We start from the raw sequence: 14,174 nt of genomic DNA, 5'->3' as shown, positions 1-14,174 counted from the left end.
CTATGAAAACGTCGTTGATGCCATCAGTGATTCTTTCCTAAATGTTCTACGAGCGTCCTTACTGTCGGCGACAGCAGCTCTGAGCTCCTCATTCCAATTACCAGACTGCGCCTCGCCCATGATTCGTCAAGGAGCGTCATCTTGAGTTTCAAAGGTCGTAGATATTGCTGGATAGCTGCTTTGGGCAAAATCGCGATTCCCACCTTGGCGCTCACAAGTCGACACATACATTCGAAGCTGCTGACGCGAACGCGTACACGCATTCCCCCCCCTGAATCCGGCTGTTGCTGTGCGAATAGCGTGTAGAGAGAGCTGTCGAGGTGAGGGCCAATGAATTCATGTTCCAAGGCATCATGAAATGAGATCTTTCCCTTTGCTGTTACGGCATGATCACTCGGCGTTACCACAACGAGTTGATCCTGGCGGTAAGGGAGAACCTCGAGACCTGCGGCAGGGGTGTGCTCAGCGAATATACCGAGATCAGCCCGGCCCTCTACCACGGCCTTCACTACAGCCGAGCCCACACGTTCTTCTATGTCGAAATTAATCAGAGGGTAGCTGGCTAGAAAGCGCTCCAAGTCGGTGGGGAGAAATTGCGCCAGCGCAGATGTGATAGCGTGAATCCGAATATGACCCTTCACGCCGGCAGAGTAACTGGCCAACTCTTCGTCCATGTGGCCGAGCACCGAACGCAGCTCACGCGCGTAGTGCAGAACCGACTGACCGGCAGGTGTCAGGTCTACCCCTCGTGCATAACGCAACAGCAAGGCCGAGCCAACCTGCTCTTCTAATTCGGCTATACGTTTGCTAACAGCCGATACAGCCAAGTGCAAGCGCTCAGCGGCGCGGGTAAGGTTGCGCTCTTCGGCCACAGCGATGAAAACGTCCATTGTGATGAGGTCGTAGCGCATTCATTCCGTCTCTTTTCGTTGGTCACCAGAATACATACCTAATGGGCGTAGAGGTAAGCTCGCAGTGTCTTGGATTGGAGTTCCGTTTCGCTTCGGCAGCTAGGTTTCCATCCAGAAGCTCCTATTCCACCTCACCTGTACGTTATTTCGAAATAGCCGATTACGATGGTTTCTTCGCTTCGAATGCGGTCAAACGCTGGCTCGGTACTTGACCTTCACCCTCTATAACTGCTTAGCTTTGGCTCATCATCATCCGGATGCATTGCGCAACCAACCACCGCCAGCACGCTGGCTAGATACAGCACTCCTTACCCCCCAGCGGCCATTGCTCATCATCTACGATGCCCACTATTTTGCGCCGCCATTACCGGCTGGGATTACGCGAACAGATCATCAACTCACCTGCCTATCGAAGATCCGTTAGCGACACCTCCGCCGTAGCCCGGACGGAAGAGGCGCTTGACTACTTCAGCCGCCGCCTTCGTCATTAACCGCACGTGGTTGGTCGGCTCGCAGGGATCTGCCGAGCTGTAATGGAAGTCTGGTTGCGGCTTGCCTATTACTGCTTCTCCATGATCAGCAGGGTGGAGGTCGCAGAGGCTAAGAGCTTGTCTTGGTTGTCGACGATACGAGCTTCAGCGAAAGCGACTCGCCTTCCAACGCTCATCACCTCACCTATCGCTCGTACTTGTCCTGTTTCTTTTGTGATGGGGCGGTGATAGGCAACTTTTAGCTCCAAGGTGGTGTACCCCTGGTTCGCCTGCAGCATCGTGTGCGTAGCGCAGCCGCATACTGAGTCCAGCATTGTTGCTGCGTAGCCACCGTGCACTGTCCCGATTGGGTTGTAAGCGTGCGAGTCGGGAACTCCGGCTACCACCACTCGCCCTTTTTTAACTTCTGAAAAATCGATCTTCAAGGATTCGAAGATCCCTACCTTTTTTTGTGAGTGGAGCAAGGCCTCCATTTGTTCCAAGCCGGACAGGCCAGCTGCTATTTCCTCTATCAACGATAACGACTTCTGCATGAGCTACCTCAGGAGGCTTATAAAATTACATAACGTTAGCTTTAGGGTGACCCGCACAATGTTTTGGTACCCGGAATGAAGAGAGTGGCCCGAACCACAGCTAGAGGGGCCCCTTGGCATTGCTGCATTTACGGAAGTTCATCCGTGGTCTGGCACGTCGCAGAGTTGCTGCATGGCTATCGAAGTACCATCAAATAACCACCGCAGGCAAGCGCAACCAAGCCAGCCGGAATTGCAAGAATAGAGATACGGTCGATGTGCTTCGACTGCACGATCACCTCGCAGAGATTGTCGTCGTCTGCTGATTCACGCCGTTTGAGCACTGGGATGAGGCAAAGCATATTGCCAATAACAGCAGTGGCTCCCGTTATAACTTTCAGGGCGTAAACGCCGTCGAAGCGCCCCGGCTCGAAGAGAAGGATTCCGGTCAAGAGCACTACTGAAAAGGCCGGCATTTCAAATATCATGTCGATCTTGCGGTGCAGTCTCGCCACCATGAATCCTTGGCTACGGCTTTGGGCGCGGCTCTGCTCTAGCAGATACTCCACCGCTACTACTCCCAACCAGAAAGCTACGGCAAAGAGGTGCAGTTGGAGTAAAAGATCACTGCGCATGGCTCACTCCTAATCCCTCACTAAACCGGGCGTTTTTGCTGGCGTCCCCATTTGCCGATCTGGGTGATCTCGGTGCAGGAATCGACGCAGCCCCTCGTGGGTTTCCTCTCGGTGGATAGAGCGATTGAAGCACTCAGCCTCGATCCGTAACCCTTCAGCAAGAGACTCCCCAAAACCACGAACTGCGGCTTCTTTGTCCGAGCGCATAGCCGGTTGCGGAAGCGTGCAGAGAAACGTCGCTAGCTCCATGGCGTAGGACAGCGATTGGCCTTTCGGCACAATCTCATTTGCTAGCCCGATTCTAAAAGCCTCACTCGCTGAAATGACCTTACCGGTCAGAATTAGCTCCATAGCTCGGCCCATGCCGACGATACGAGGCAATCGTTGGCTACCGCCGTCCGCGAGGCCAATATTCCAGCGACGGCAGGTCACGCCAAATGAGGCGTGTTCTTCGACAATGCGCATATCGGCGAAGCAGGCCCACTCGAGGCCACCCGCATAGGCAATGCCATTTACGGCAGCTATCACAGGTTTGTAGATATCTGTCCAGCGGCTTGGGCCCAGAATGCCTGGGCGCTCACCGTGATCATGCGCCGCGATCTCGTCTTGTGTAGAGGGCACCAGGTCAAATCCCGCCTCCAAATCGCCGCCTGCGCAGAACGCCTTATCTCCAGCGCCGGTGAGTATGGCCACCAGTGCTTCGTCATCATCTCGAAAACGTGCCCAGGCATCGATCAGCTCAAGGTGGGTGGTGGGGCCAATGCAGTTGCGTTTGTCAGGGCGATTCAATCGGATGATTCGAATCGGCCCGTGGGCCTCGTACTCGATCTCGGTAAAGTCCATTTACGCAATCCTCTTGTTTGAGTTTTGAGTGGGCGATCAGTGCCAGGTTACGCATTGCTCAATTGGGAAACGCAACCTCGCGTTGTAAACGGCACGCTCTCCGGGAACGCCTACTGCGAGCAGCATGATGGGGATGGCTTCGCTGGGTATCGGCAAAACTGTCCTTAATCGGTTCTCGTCGAATCCTTCCATGGGACATGTGCTGTAACCGTGACTTTGAAACGCGAGTATCAGACTCTGTGCTGCCAGCGCAGTCGATTTCACCGCCCAGAGTCGCATCTGGGCCAAGCTAGTCGGCCCTCGCATGACTGGTTGCCTGATACCCCTCCACCAAGTCAAAAGCCGTTTGAAAGGGCCAAGCCAACCCAATGACCCTTGGTTGTACTGAAACGGTGCTATTCGGGTGTAGAAGCTTTGGATTCTTTTAGGTACATCCTTCTCGGGCCAGAACTTCAGGATGTCGTTGCAGCCCTGTTTCCAAGTATCCGGTCTCGCTAGAACAGCGATGATTAGCGGAGCCTTTGCCGCACTTTGGCTTAGACATACATCCTGCAGCTGACCAAGAAGCTCTTCATCTCTTACGACTTGGAACGACCAGGGTTGGAGATTGCACGAACTGGGAGCTAAAAGCGCTGTTTGTAGGCACTGCTCAATTACATCAACAGGTACATGCTCAGCCGTGAAACGTCGGACTGCCCGGCGCTGCTCCATCAGTTCTCTGAACGCATTGGCTGGGTCATAAACATCTTGAGAGATCACGCTTTGGTTCATGGTTAGCCATTCGCTTTCGTGAGGGAAGTGGGGAGCTGTGCATGTTGAAGGGCAAACCACTGCAGCATCTCGTCCCAGGTATCCAATGCAGATAGGCGAAAGTAGCCCATGTGGCCGATGGCTTTGGCGGCGTAGATATCTCGAGTAATAACCGGTGCGTTGCTGTAGCCCTTGATGAACGCGTCTCGAGACCGGGGAGGAGCCCATGGGTCATCTGTCGCATTGGCAAAAACAATTGGTGTGCGCACGCTGGAGTAGCAATCAGCAACTGCAGACATCAACGGATCATCAAAGAAATAATGCGGATGGGCGCACCATCGCTTCCAGTCCTTGTAGACGCCGAGGGGCAAGTCATCGCCCATCCCGAGAATGCTCCAGGCCATATAGCCTTTCCTCCAAACAATCACGGGAAGGATGCAAGACCAAAGCAATCTAACTTTCAATCGCTCTAAATTAGGCATCCATCCTGCCCATCCGGCGCCCGTTCCGAAGCAGTACGCGGCAGTAATTTTTTGGTGGTTGGGAAGTAGGCCTAGTCCATGGCCGCCAAACGAATGTCCGACCCAAAACAAGGGGATGCTTTCATCGGACATGAAGTCCACTGCAGCGGCCAAGTCGCAAAATCCCCAGTCAAGGTAGGACATCTCGAAGCCTTTAAGTGACTTAGGGCTGGACTGTCCAACGCCACGATAATCAAGAGTCAACACGCTGTAACCTTGGAGAGCAGCATGCTCTGCAAAGCGGCGGTAGAAGCGCTGCTGCACTCCTGTTGCGCCGGCCACGACGATGTTGCCTTTCACCGCACCAATGGCACCGTAACGAGTAGCTGAAAGTGCGTATCCGTCGTCAGTCGTTAGGGTTATCTGAGTAAGGGAGTGAGGAGTGTTTGACGCTGTAGAACGACTCATCAAGGCTTTTCCTGCTGTGCGCTGTTGACCATTGCCTTTCGAAGAGTTTTCCCGGCATTGCTCTTGGGTAGATCGTCCCGAAAAATAATGGGGCGGGGCCTTTTTAGCTAACCAGGTGCGACTCGCAGTGGGTGAGGACATGCGGTTCATCTAAGTGGGTTGGCTTCGTACAACGTAGGCGATAGGTATCTCGCCAGCTTTAGCGTCCAGTTCTGGAGCGACTGCGGATTCGCTAATGCCTTGGTGGCTTTATTACAGCCATTCATGGTGCGCTGCCGGAGGTGTTTGGTAAGAGGCGCAAAGGGCAAACTACTGATCGCCCCTTGCGTGCTGGAGATGCTTAGCGGCCCTTGAAGGCAGGCTCGCGTTTTTGCATCATCGCCATGACCCCCTCACGCACATCTTCGCTTTTGAATAGCGAGAACAGCAGTTCATTGAGCTGGGAAAGCGCTGCGTCATCACCCTCGTCACGAGCTTGGAAGGCCGATTGAAGTGTGGCTTTGATTGCGAGAGGCGCCGCTTTGGCGATTCGCTCTGCGTACTCGATTGCGCGCGCCAGCTCCTGGCCGGGTTCAACGACTTCGGTGAGCAGGCGCATGCGTAGTGCATCAGCCGCACTAAACTCTTCACCCGTCAGCATGTAGCGCATTGCGTCCGTCCAGCCGGCTGCTTGGGTGAAACGGACGGTGGATCCACCGGATGGAGGAATACCACGCAGCACCTCCAGATGAGCAAAACGGGTGTTATTCGCCGCAATAGCGATATCAGCGTTCAGCACCAATTCAATGCCAGCCGTCCAGCATGTCCCTTGCACAGCGATTACCACTGGCTTAGTACGACGCGGCTTGGACACTCCCCAAGGATCGATGCCGTTGTCAGGATAATTGAAGCCGCCCGAGGCTAGTTTCGGTGCCAGCTCCATGAGATCCAAGCCTGCGGTGAAGTGCTCGCCGTGAGCAAATATTACGGAGCAGCGCAGCTCCTCATTGCGCTCGAACTCACCAATGGCGAGAGCAAGGTCGGTCAACATGGCGCTGTCGAAGGCGTTACGCTTGCCTGGTCGGTCTAGACCAATTAGGTAGAGGTGACCACGCTGCTCACGGGTAACGCGGCCTTGGCCGCTGTTTGGTTCGCTCATGAAGGACTCTCCTCAATATGACGGCTTGCTGCGCTGGTAGCAGGGCAAATTAAACTTACCGAACGTTCGGTTTGCTCAAGGTAACCAAACATTCGGTAGCCGTCAAATTGAGGGCGCAGGGCTTATGTCATACAATCAGCACCAATTATTGTCGAGCAGGCTTTCCCCAGTGCGCCCATCCAAAATCTCCCGTGAAGAACTGCTCAAGCGGTGCGCGAACACGTTCAAAAGGTTGGGCTACAACGGTACGACCATGGATGAACTGTCGGCTGCTTGTGGCCTCACTAAGGCCTCCTTCTATCATCACTACCCGAGCAAGGAGGCTCTATTGCGCGATGTGCTGGCGTGGACGCACGAGGGGCTCAAGCAGTCTCTTTTCTCTTTGGCATACGACGAGAGTCTCTCCCCAAAAGAGCGGCTAGAAGCGATGGGGAGAAAGGCGAAAAAGCTGTTCCTGAGCGAAGATTCCATTGGCTGCTTAATGGGTGTAGTCGCTATTGACGCGACTTACACCAGGGCTGATCTAATGGCGCCGATTCGAGAGTTCTTCAATGATTGGATGCACGCGCTAACAAAGCTATATGAGGGGACGCATGGAAAAGCCGTTGCCCAAGTATTCGCTCAGCAGCTAGTCGCAGACTATGAAGGTGCCATTCTCCTAGCCCGGATCTACAACGACTCGCGATTTATCGATGGGGTGACTCAGCGTGCGTCTGCACAGCTTGAGGCATTTTCCACCTAAACCACCTCGTGCTCGAGCAGGTTGCGCATCTGCTCCCAAATTCTATCCAGCGGTAAAGTGCTGCGCGCCGCCCGGCACAATGCAACCGACCCCTCGATTGCCGCGATGGTCATTAGCGCTAGGCTGTCAGCTCGTGCGCTATCAATCCCTGAGTTATGCAGCGACTCGCTGATGAGCCGTTGCCATCCACAGAAAATCTCATGGGCTTGGCTCAGCAGCTGCTGGTGGATTTGCCGCTCAAGGACTTGATCAGCCTCAGATCGTTGATCGGATGTGTATTGCTCTACTGTTACTGCGAGCACTGCGCACCCCGCGTCGAAGCTCGTATCGATCAGAGTTTTTCTCCATGCACCCACAAATAGCTCCAGACCCTTGATAGGGCCATGAGCGGCAAGAAGTTGGGTTAACGGCCCCGAAACCTCTTCTCCGGCGTACTTAATCGCCGCCTCGAGTAGCTCCTTTTTGCCGCCTGGGAAGTGGTGGGTGATTGAGCCACGAGGAGTTTCAGAGTGACGGACTACTTCTCGAATGCTGGTGGCATGCATGCCTCGACGTTTGAGCAAGTCAGCAGCACCAATAATCATTCGGTCTCGAGTGGTAATCTTCATTAAGTATGCCATTTGTCATAATTTCGTGTAGGCTCAAGCCTCACTATGCCATTTGTCATAGTTTGCTACCACTTCATTCATGCGAGGCGATAACAAAATGAATACCCGCCCTATTTTTCCTAACCCGATATCATCCGTATCCACCGCATCGCTGGATGCGCCGGAGGGTTGGCTGACTTACCCAATAGGTGATGACGTCATTGCTGGTGATCCTGCCCCCCAGATGAAGCTGCTCCGGACGGTGGGTGTAAAAACGCCGCACAAATCAGTTGCGTTTTTTACGTCTAACCCCGGTCAGTTCCATTGGCGCTTCGAGAACGACGAGGCCTTCGTACTCTTGGAAGGCAAGATCGCCCTAACCATGGACGATGGGGAGCGCTTTGAGATGGGGCCTGGTGATGCTGTATCTATTCCGGCAGGGCGAACAGGGGTGTGTGAGGTTTTTGAGTTCAGTCGCAAGTTCACGGTTGTGACAAGTGGAGCGACTTGCTGAGTCCGCTTACATGTAAAGCACCGTGTGGCAAAGCTGCACGGTGAGGAATTAATAAGACGTCGAACCTGCTGCTTGGGAAATGATTTCGCGCGCAGCACTATCGCATCGATTCTGTATTATAAAAAATCATTACCGTTTCAGTCATAGCATAGTCGCCCAGCCAAACCTCCACTTCTGAAAACATCAACGCACGCGTAGACCGGGCGATGCACTAAATCAGCGAGGACAGCGAAAGCGGATTCTGCGGGAATAAGATTTCGCGGGGGCTGTCACGCGCTGCTACGTTGAGCTGGCTCGCCAGGTGACATCGGTAATGCCGTATTTTTCGGCTTGGGGTTTGGACACCATCTTCAGCGGCGGGCGACCAGGTCTGGGAATGGGAGCTACGCCCGCATCGCAACTAGCCCAGTGCCAGGCATCAGCGTTTTGCATCGCTTTGCTACGGATGATGAAGGACTTCGGCACACCATGAAGCTTGTAGTTGATGACGAATAGATTGTTTTTCATGACTAACTCCGTCTGCTCTGAGCTAACGGAGTCATCGGGCGCGGAAAAATTCAAAAAAATCAGGGACTTCATCCCCTGAATTGATTCAGGGCGGTGCAAATGCAGCTTCATCCGCTTAGCACCAACCAAGTCCTACATGGCCTCACGATTTGAAGCGAGGCGCAGCGTTTACTTATGGGATTTACGGGCTGCAGAAACTCCACCACCACCATCTCATCCAGCGACCGAGGCTTGGGCAGATTAATGGTTTTTAGCTGGCACTACAGTGCTCCCGATCAGATAACCCGAGGTGAGTATCGCAGCGATGTGAAGCCACCTGCCTTTGACCATCTCTATGAACTTGATGCCTTCGACTTGACTGGGGACGCCGTGAGCGGCGATCACTAACGCGCAAGCTGGCGCGGAGCGGTCGATAGTATTTGACTGACCATCAAAATACTTGAAAGAGGAGAAACATTATGGTTTAAAGGCTTGGCCACGGGTCGAAGGATTTCGTGGGTTCCGCGCCAAGGAGGCGCCGGCTTAGAAGCGGATGGTCTCCGGGTGCTTCTTGAAAATAAAAGGAATTAGCTATGACCCTGTCTTTGCAAAACATCAAACCTGAAGAAATAGATGCGCTGAAGCAGCAATCTCAGGCGGCTTTTGACGCTGAAATTCAACGTCGTGACGATGTTGTGAGCGCTAAGCCGGCCCTTCAAGAAGTTCTCCACCAGAAAGTGCACCCTCAAACTTTATGCGGATGCGGTTGCCAGCAGAACATCTGCGGTTACTTCAATTTCGAAGGCTGCGGTTGCGGCTGTGGGCCTCACACTGAAACCATTCAGATAAGTTCATCGCTGGCCAATATCGGCCCGAATGCTCCGCAGCAAGGCACTCCTGTTCGATTCATCGGTCAGGCAACGGGCACGGGCACAAATCTAGAAATTAGCAACGTCTATCTGCAAGGCACAGTTCCTGACGCCGAGAATCTGATCGGGATTCAGCTTTCGCTCCAGTTATCGATCAATCAAGGCGCGCTTTCCCTGTCAATCTTAGAAGGGAACCGCCTGATCGCTGTATTGGTTCACCCAGCTCAATATCATGCCGACATCAATGGTCAGTTTTACGGCAGCGGTATCGGCATGTTCCAGCAAGCGTAACTTAGCAATGCGCGCGTAGCTGGTCTGCGGGACGAAAGCCCTAGCATCGGAGCTAGGGCTTTTCGTCTCCTGCCGAAGGCCAATGTGAAGCTGAAAGCTCAACACACTTATCCCTTACCTCGATACCAATTAATTCGCGATGTTCTGTGCCGTAAAGTCGTTGTGCAGAGTCTTGTCGTCTGTGCGCTTTGAAGCCCTTAGCTACCGATTTGTTTCCTGATCGACCTCACAACTTTACGTTCTGCAGTGAGTCAAAAATGTTTCATGAAGTTATGCTTTGGAGAGACTCTGTCCCAGTTAATTGTATATGCATCGGGAAAACGTATGCTTTCTATGCTTGAATTGAGACGCATAATTGAATCTGGTTTCCTTCCGCTATCCTGTACTTGCACCTCAGTCCAGATGGCTCGCTGACAATTAAAGTTTACGAAGCTTCCTCGGGCCGCGTCGATCTCTTAGTCACTGGTATTTCCGTTTCTGAACTCACCTCCAGTCGTGCGCTGGCGAATCTGATTGCGGAGCTAAGGAGTGAGATCGCGGCCTGCCAAGGATCGTTTCGGAAGACAGCGCAGAACTCCTCCTCTTGAGGGTAGGATCGATTTCAGTTTGATGGTTGGTGGCAGAGTGACACTAGGTTAAACTCAGTCTCCCCGTATAGTTTGATTAAGATCGTGTCCCAAGAACGTGGGCTACACCTTGAACAAGCCCTTCTCGCCGTCCTGGCGGCCTTGGGGCAGAGAGGCGGAAGCATTGAAGACGCTTGCGCTATGGCGGTTGGTGGACTGATGTCGGATGGGTATTGGCAGTGGGCAGATCCTGAGTATAGGGAAGGCGCTGCTGACGAAATCGACAAAGCGATTACGCGGCTTTGTCGCAAGCGTCTCCCTTCGGATATAAATTCTGATGAGCGATGGGTCAGCGCTTGCTAACAGGATTGCCAGGCTGAAGAAGCTCCGCGACTGCTGCCACCATGTCGTCCAATGACCAAGGCTTGTGCAGGTAAATCGTGTTAGCTGGCACTGCGGTGCTCTCGATCAGATAACCCGAGGTAAGGATCGCAGCGATGTGAGGCCACCTGCCTTTGACCATTTCTATGAACTCGATGCCTTGGACTTGGCCGGGGACGCCGTGATCGGCGATCACTAGGGCGCAGTCACCATGAGCTTCGAGCAGGTAGGTCAACGCATCATCCGCTGTCGCGAACGGGACAGTCTTCGCACCAATCTCATCCATGATATCGGTCATGAGCGACTGTAGAGTTGGGTCGTCCTCAATGACGATGACCTCACCGCGAATCGGCAGCAATCCTTCCCAATTTACGTTCAAACAATCCTCCTCCTACCAGAGAAACCGACCAAACAAACGGAACGGTAGCATGACTGTAAGCGAAAACCGCGTGTGCCGTGATGGCGCTTGGAGCTCGCGGCACATTCGACTCAACTGAAGTCACCCTACAGATGTCCTCGCAGCGTATTGAAGGAGCGCGTGGCGCCTTGCTTTTCTGATTGTCCGCGAAAGCATCGAATCCCTTCCAATTGTGGGCTTGAGGCTACGAATGCTGCGTAGCAATCCCTTGATCTAGATCAAGCATTGATTAATTTTTCGAACCTTCCCTCAGAGGTATCTATCGAAACTAGCAACAAGGTAAGCGCATCACCGGGGAAGATCGGCAAGCACTTATCGCGAATTAGTTGAGGCAGCTGAGTCAAATTCGAGCGTGCAATGGCTAGCAACCCAGGATCGATCCATGCAGCAAGAAAACCAAAACCCCCAAGTCATTGTCATCGGCACCTCCAGCGGCGGGCTCGCTGCATTGCGTGAATTTCTTGCCGGGCTTCCGTCTGATCTAAATGCGGCTGTCTTCGTCACGATGCACATCGGAGACCAACCTAGTGCTCTCCCTAACCTTCTTACTCAGTCGAGCCAATTGCCCGTCGGCTTCGCGTTGAGCGAAGAGCAGATACAGACGGGGCGTGTATACATAGCACCTCCCGACAAGCATCTGCTTGTCAAAAAAGGAGCTATTCAGATCATTCGAAGCGCAAAGGAAAACCACTCGCGGCCTGCGATTGATCCGATGTTTAGATCGACTGCCATCAGCTATGGAAGCAGTGCCATAGGGGTGCTGATGACCGGCGAGCTTGATGACGGTGTAGTTGGGCTTCAGGCGATAAAAGCCTATGGCGGACTGGCCTACGTACAAGATCCTGAGACTGCCGAAGCACCCTCAATGCCAACGAACGCTCTCCGGTATGTGACCGTGGACGAATGCTTGCCGGTTACTGAGTTGAGTAAGAGGCTCGTACAGATCATCAATCAACGTACAGCGGAGGCGACGGCGGCTTCAGAGTCAAAACGTATCGAGCCATTCGCAACGGAGAATGATCTGACTGAGGATTTCAGTAAGGGGGGTGCCTCCGCGCTGGATGAGATCGGTCGAGTCGCAGGCATGTCCTGTCCGGAATGCGGAGGCGCTCTGTGGGAGGTAGCCGCATCCTCTCCACGGTTTCGCTGCCATACCGGTCATGCCTATACCGCCGCCGCATTATTTCATGCGCAGGATGAAACGACTGAGGAAGCACTCTGGGTGGCCATTAGAGCGTTGCATGAAAAACAGTTGCTCCTTGGTCGGCTTGTTCAGAGCAGCAGAGATGGCGGGCGCTTGGGCGCGTTACGAGAATACGAACTTGCAAGTGAGGGACTCGAAAGCCACAAGGCGACTCTTCGAGGATTGGTTTCATCCTTATGTCCCGGTTGAACACGCGGCGACTTGGGTTATTTCGTTGTGGCGCCAGTAACGTGTACGGCTCCGGTGAAGATGCTCGAAAGATAAATTTGAAGCCCCTATCAGGCTGTCTATTGCCGAAAAATCGAGTTTTCACAGCTCATCTAGACTGTTGAACGGATGACAGAGGAGGTGTCCATGCCGAGCCGGATCATGACCGTTAAAGGCTTGCAGGTGAATGTCTCAATCGCCGGCCAGGGCCCACCGTTACTCCTACTCAACGGTCTGGGAGGTTTGATTAAAACCTTCGATGCCTTGCGCAACGAACTAGGCGACTACACGACGATCACGTTGGACGTACCTGGTGTCGGCAAATCGCAGATGCCCCGCTGGCCGATGCGTTTGCCAAGCCATGCCGATGTGATCGCCGAAATGCTCACACAATTGGGTTTCGACCATGTTGATGTATTCGGCGTGAGCTGGGGCGGTGCATTGGCGCAAGAGTTGGCTCTTCGTCATCCAACCATGGTACGACGGCTTATTCTGGCGGCAACTTCTGCGGGCCCGGTTCTACTGATGAGGCCCGCTGACATCCTTGAGTTCTTTAGAGGGAGCGCAGGCGCCAAACAGAGGAAACGAGATGGTTCAGTCAATTCGACACAGGCGCTGCTGCGTTTCGGTGTTGTAAAGCGAATGCTAACCGTACGCCTGCGAACCTACCACCACCAGCTAACCGCTTTAGTAGGCTGGACAAGTCTGCTGCGGTTATCCCGTTTGCGTATACGCACGCTCATCCTCATCGGCGATCGTGACACCCTCGTGCAGCCATACAATGCGCATGTCCTGCGACGCTCAATTCCACAAGCCGAACTGCGCGTTCTCAAGGGCGAGGGGCATTTTTTCGTAGTGACCAGTGCCAGGCGAACTGCGGGTTTGATACGCGAATTTCTTTGCCGGCAGCAGAACGGTGAAGGCTCAGCGCCGGAGATCGCTAACCGCGCTGGTAAGCAACGCTTGCAGCGAGCTAAGACTGTTTAAGCTTTGCCATGCTAAAGCTCTTACTGCTGTGTAGCGGCTACAGCCCATGCTTCGGGCGTTTGGCCCACGTCCTGAGGAAACTCAAGAGGATTTCCGTAAGCATCCAGAATGCCGCAATCCGTTCAAACTCTTCGGTTTTCCTACGGTCAACCTGACAGGTATGGATCGTCATGTCAGAGGTGAGCCAATGGATAACTATCACATCAAAAAAGCGGAAAAACTCTGGGAGCTCGTTAAAGAGGGCGCGCAACGCGCCTCCAAGACTGCATCTACCAAAGCAGAAATTACGCAGATAGCGAGCGAATTTCTTCAGGGCAAGACAGCCTCTCTCAAAATCCACAAAGAGGACGGCACGATCCAAGAGGAGCGTACATTTCCTCGATCAGCAGATCCTAGAAAGACTAAAGGCTGAAGGGACTACTTGCCCAAGGAGGGGCAGTGCCCATCGCACCGAACTGCCGTGCACGCGGTTGACCTGTAGGGCTCGGGGCATTTCGATTGAGCTTCGTTTCAAACACAGGTGCTGAGCATGTTAATCGCATGTTTAGGATAGGGATCGTTGATTTGGAAAACGAACATCTAGCCGCTCGCGAGCAAATGGTTCATGGACGGCCCGGTGTTGCCAATCGAGTTCGCGCGGGGTCGCCGTCTTCGCAGTCCGATGGGTTTATGGAGCATTTGGTGATGTGTGGGGGCGAAACCGCGTCGGTATA

16 protein-coding genes and 1 pseudogene are annotated in these 14,174 nt (G+C 53.6%); 7 read left to right on the top strand and 10 right to left on the bottom strand.

Features of this window, described 5'->3' with window-relative positions; genetic code table 11:
• Positions 1-23 precede the first annotated feature (23 nt).
• The 7 genes from D8U70_RS09845 to D8U70_RS09805 form a co-directional block, all read right to left on the bottom strand.
• Positions 24-911 carry a LysR family transcriptional regulator gene (locus D8U70_RS09845; protein WP_130928767.1) on the bottom strand — a complete coding sequence of 296 codons (888 nt, stop codon included), beginning with the start codon at positions 909-911 and terminating at the stop codon, positions 24-26.
• A gap of 559 nt (positions 912-1,470) precedes the next feature.
• Positions 1,471-1,935, bottom strand: a complete 465-nt coding sequence (locus tag D8U70_RS09835; protein WP_130928766.1) for a PaaI family thioesterase — start codon at positions 1,933-1,935, stop codon at positions 1,471-1,473.
• A gap of 176 nt (positions 1,936-2,111) precedes the next feature.
• On the bottom strand, positions 2,112-2,549 hold the full coding sequence (locus tag D8U70_RS09830) for a hypothetical protein (RefSeq protein ID WP_130928765.1): 438 nt from the start codon (positions 2,547-2,549) through the stop codon (positions 2,112-2,114).
• Positions 2,550-2,558: 9 nt separating this feature from the next.
• The gene (locus tag D8U70_RS09825; protein ID WP_130928764.1) at positions 2,559-3,392 is read right to left on the bottom strand and encodes an enoyl-CoA hydratase-related protein; all 834 of its coding nucleotides are present in this window, start codon (positions 3,390-3,392) and stop codon (positions 2,559-2,561) included.
• Positions 3,393-3,428: 36 nt separating this feature from the next.
• On the bottom strand, positions 3,429-4,163 hold the full coding sequence (locus D8U70_RS09820) for a nitroreductase family protein (protein WP_130928763.1): 735 nt from the start codon (positions 4,161-4,163) through the stop codon (positions 3,429-3,431).
• Positions 4,164-4,165: 2 nt separating this feature from the next.
• Complete coding sequence (locus D8U70_RS09815; protein WP_130928762.1) at positions 4,166-5,071, bottom strand: alpha/beta fold hydrolase; 906 nt, start codon at positions 5,069-5,071, stop codon at positions 4,166-4,168.
• 340 nt (positions 5,072-5,411) lie between these two features.
• The gene (locus D8U70_RS09805) at positions 5,412-6,209 is read right to left on the bottom strand and encodes a crotonase/enoyl-CoA hydratase family protein (protein WP_130928761.1); all 798 of its coding nucleotides are present in this window, start codon (positions 6,207-6,209) and stop codon (positions 5,412-5,414) included.
• A gap of 169 nt (positions 6,210-6,378) precedes the next feature.
• Between D8U70_RS09805 and D8U70_RS09800 the strand changes: the two genes are divergently transcribed.
• Positions 6,379-6,951 carry a TetR/AcrR family transcriptional regulator gene (locus D8U70_RS09800; protein WP_130928798.1) on the top strand — a complete coding sequence of 191 codons (573 nt, stop codon included), beginning with the start codon at positions 6,379-6,381 and terminating at the stop codon, positions 6,949-6,951.
• Here the strand turns inward: D8U70_RS09800 and D8U70_RS09795 are convergent.
• A complete protein-coding gene (locus D8U70_RS09795) occupies positions 6,948-7,559 on the bottom strand; it encodes a helix-turn-helix domain-containing protein (RefSeq protein WP_241664643.1) in 612 nt (203 codons plus the stop codon). The two genes, D8U70_RS09800 and D8U70_RS09795, sit on opposite strands and share 4 nt — an antisense overlap.
• 97 nt (positions 7,560-7,656) lie before the next feature.
• On the opposite strand from D8U70_RS09795, the gene D8U70_RS09790 reads away from it, so the two are divergent.
• Positions 7,657-8,052: a cupin domain-containing protein gene (locus D8U70_RS09790; protein WP_130928760.1), complete on the top strand. Its 396-nt coding sequence runs from the start codon at positions 7,657-7,659 to the stop codon at positions 8,050-8,052.
• Positions 8,053-8,331: 279 nt separating this feature from the next.
• Here the strand turns inward: D8U70_RS09790 and D8U70_RS09785 are convergent, their stop codons facing one another.
• Positions 8,332-8,559: a DUF6555 family protein gene (locus D8U70_RS09785; protein ID WP_130928796.1), complete on the bottom strand. Its 228-nt coding sequence runs from the start codon at positions 8,557-8,559 to the stop codon at positions 8,332-8,334.
• A 572-nt stretch (positions 8,560-9,131) separates the two neighbouring features.
• Between D8U70_RS09785 and D8U70_RS09780 the strand changes: the two genes are divergently transcribed.
• Together D8U70_RS09780 and D8U70_RS09775 are read left to right on the top strand one after the other, a co-directional pair.
• Positions 9,132-9,698, top strand: coding sequence for a hypothetical protein (locus D8U70_RS09780; RefSeq protein ID WP_130928759.1), 567 nt, complete (start codon positions 9,132-9,134; stop codon positions 9,696-9,698).
• Positions 9,699-10,022: 324 nt separating this feature from the next.
• Positions 10,023-10,285, top strand: a pseudogene (locus tag D8U70_RS09775) (DUF1652 domain-containing protein).
• Positions 10,286-10,613: 328 nt separating this feature from the next.
• On the opposite strand, the gene D8U70_RS09770 reads toward D8U70_RS09775, so the two are convergent.
• Positions 10,614-11,024: a response regulator gene (locus tag D8U70_RS09770; RefSeq protein WP_130928758.1), complete on the bottom strand. Its 411-nt coding sequence runs from the start codon at positions 11,022-11,024 to the stop codon at positions 10,614-10,616.
• Positions 11,025-11,445: 421 nt separating this feature from the next.
• Here D8U70_RS09770 and D8U70_RS09765 point away from each other — a divergent pair, with 421 nt between their 5' ends.
• The 3 genes from D8U70_RS09765 (at position 11,446) to D8U70_RS09755 (ending at position 13,873) form a co-directional block, all read left to right on the top strand.
• On the top strand, positions 11,446-12,456 hold the full coding sequence (locus D8U70_RS09765) for a chemotaxis protein CheB (RefSeq protein ID WP_130928757.1): 1,011 nt from the start codon (positions 11,446-11,448) through the stop codon (positions 12,454-12,456).
• Between the two features lie 165 nt (positions 12,457-12,621).
• Positions 12,622-13,461: an alpha/beta hydrolase gene (locus tag D8U70_RS09760; protein WP_130928756.1), complete on the top strand. Its 840-nt coding sequence runs from the start codon at positions 12,622-12,624 to the stop codon at positions 13,459-13,461.
• A gap of 187 nt (positions 13,462-13,648) precedes the next feature.
• Entirely contained in the window at positions 13,649-13,873 is a 225-nt protein-coding gene (locus tag D8U70_RS09755; RefSeq protein ID WP_130928795.1) for a DUF2188 domain-containing protein, read from the top strand.
• The last annotated feature ends 301 nt before the right edge of the window (positions 13,874-14,174 follow it).

Source organism: Pseudomonas sp. Sample_20 (assembly GCF_004307585.1).
Lineage (GTDB): Bacteria > Pseudomonadota > Gammaproteobacteria > Pseudomonadales > Pseudomonadaceae > Aquipseudomonas > Aquipseudomonas atacamensis.
Note: the sequence above shows the minus strand (reverse complement) of the source record. Positions and strands in the feature narration are given on the sequence as shown.

Coding starts and splice junctions, on each gene's coding strand:
- D8U70_RS09845 (WP_130928767.1), bottom strand. CDS start 911: ATGCGCTACGACCTCATCACAATGGACGTTTTCATCGCTGTGGCCGAA.
- D8U70_RS09835 (WP_130928766.1), bottom strand. CDS start 1,935: ATGCAGAAGTCGTTATCGTTGATAGAGGAAATAGCAGCTGGCCTGTCC.
- D8U70_RS09830 (WP_130928765.1), bottom strand. CDS start 2,549: ATGCGCAGTGATCTTTTACTCCAACTGCACCTCTTTGCCGTAGCTTTC.
- D8U70_RS09825 (WP_130928764.1), bottom strand. CDS start 3,392: ATGGACTTTACCGAGATCGAGTACGAGGCCCACGGGCCGATTCGAATC.
- D8U70_RS09820 (WP_130928763.1), bottom strand. CDS start 4,163: ATGAACCAAAGCGTGATCTCTCAAGATGTTTATGACCCAGCCAATGCG.
- D8U70_RS09815 (WP_130928762.1), bottom strand. CDS start 5,071: ATGAGTCGTTCTACAGCGTCAAACACTCCTCACTCCCTTACTCAGATA.
- D8U70_RS09805 (WP_130928761.1), bottom strand. CDS start 6,209: ATGAGCGAACCAAACAGCGGCCAAGGCCGCGTTACCCGTGAGCAGCGT.
- D8U70_RS09795 (WP_241664643.1), bottom strand. CDS start 7,559: ATGAAGATTACCACTCGAGACCGAATGATTATTGGTGCTGCTGACTTG.
- D8U70_RS09790 (WP_130928760.1), top strand. CDS start 7,657: ATGAATACCCGCCCTATTTTTCCTAACCCGATATCATCCGTATCCACC.
- D8U70_RS09785 (WP_130928796.1), bottom strand. CDS start 8,559: ATGAAAAACAATCTATTCGTCATCAACTACAAGCTTCATGGTGTGCCG.
- D8U70_RS09780 (WP_130928759.1), top strand. CDS start 9,132: ATGACCCTGTCTTTGCAAAACATCAAACCTGAAGAAATAGATGCGCTG.
- D8U70_RS09765 (WP_130928757.1), top strand. CDS start 11,446: ATGCAGCAAGAAAACCAAAACCCCCAAGTCATTGTCATCGGCACCTCC.
- D8U70_RS09760 (WP_130928756.1), top strand. CDS start 12,622: ATGCCGAGCCGGATCATGACCGTTAAAGGCTTGCAGGTGAATGTCTCA.
- D8U70_RS09755 (WP_130928795.1), top strand. CDS start 13,649: ATGGATAACTATCACATCAAAAAAGCGGAAAAACTCTGGGAGCTCGTT.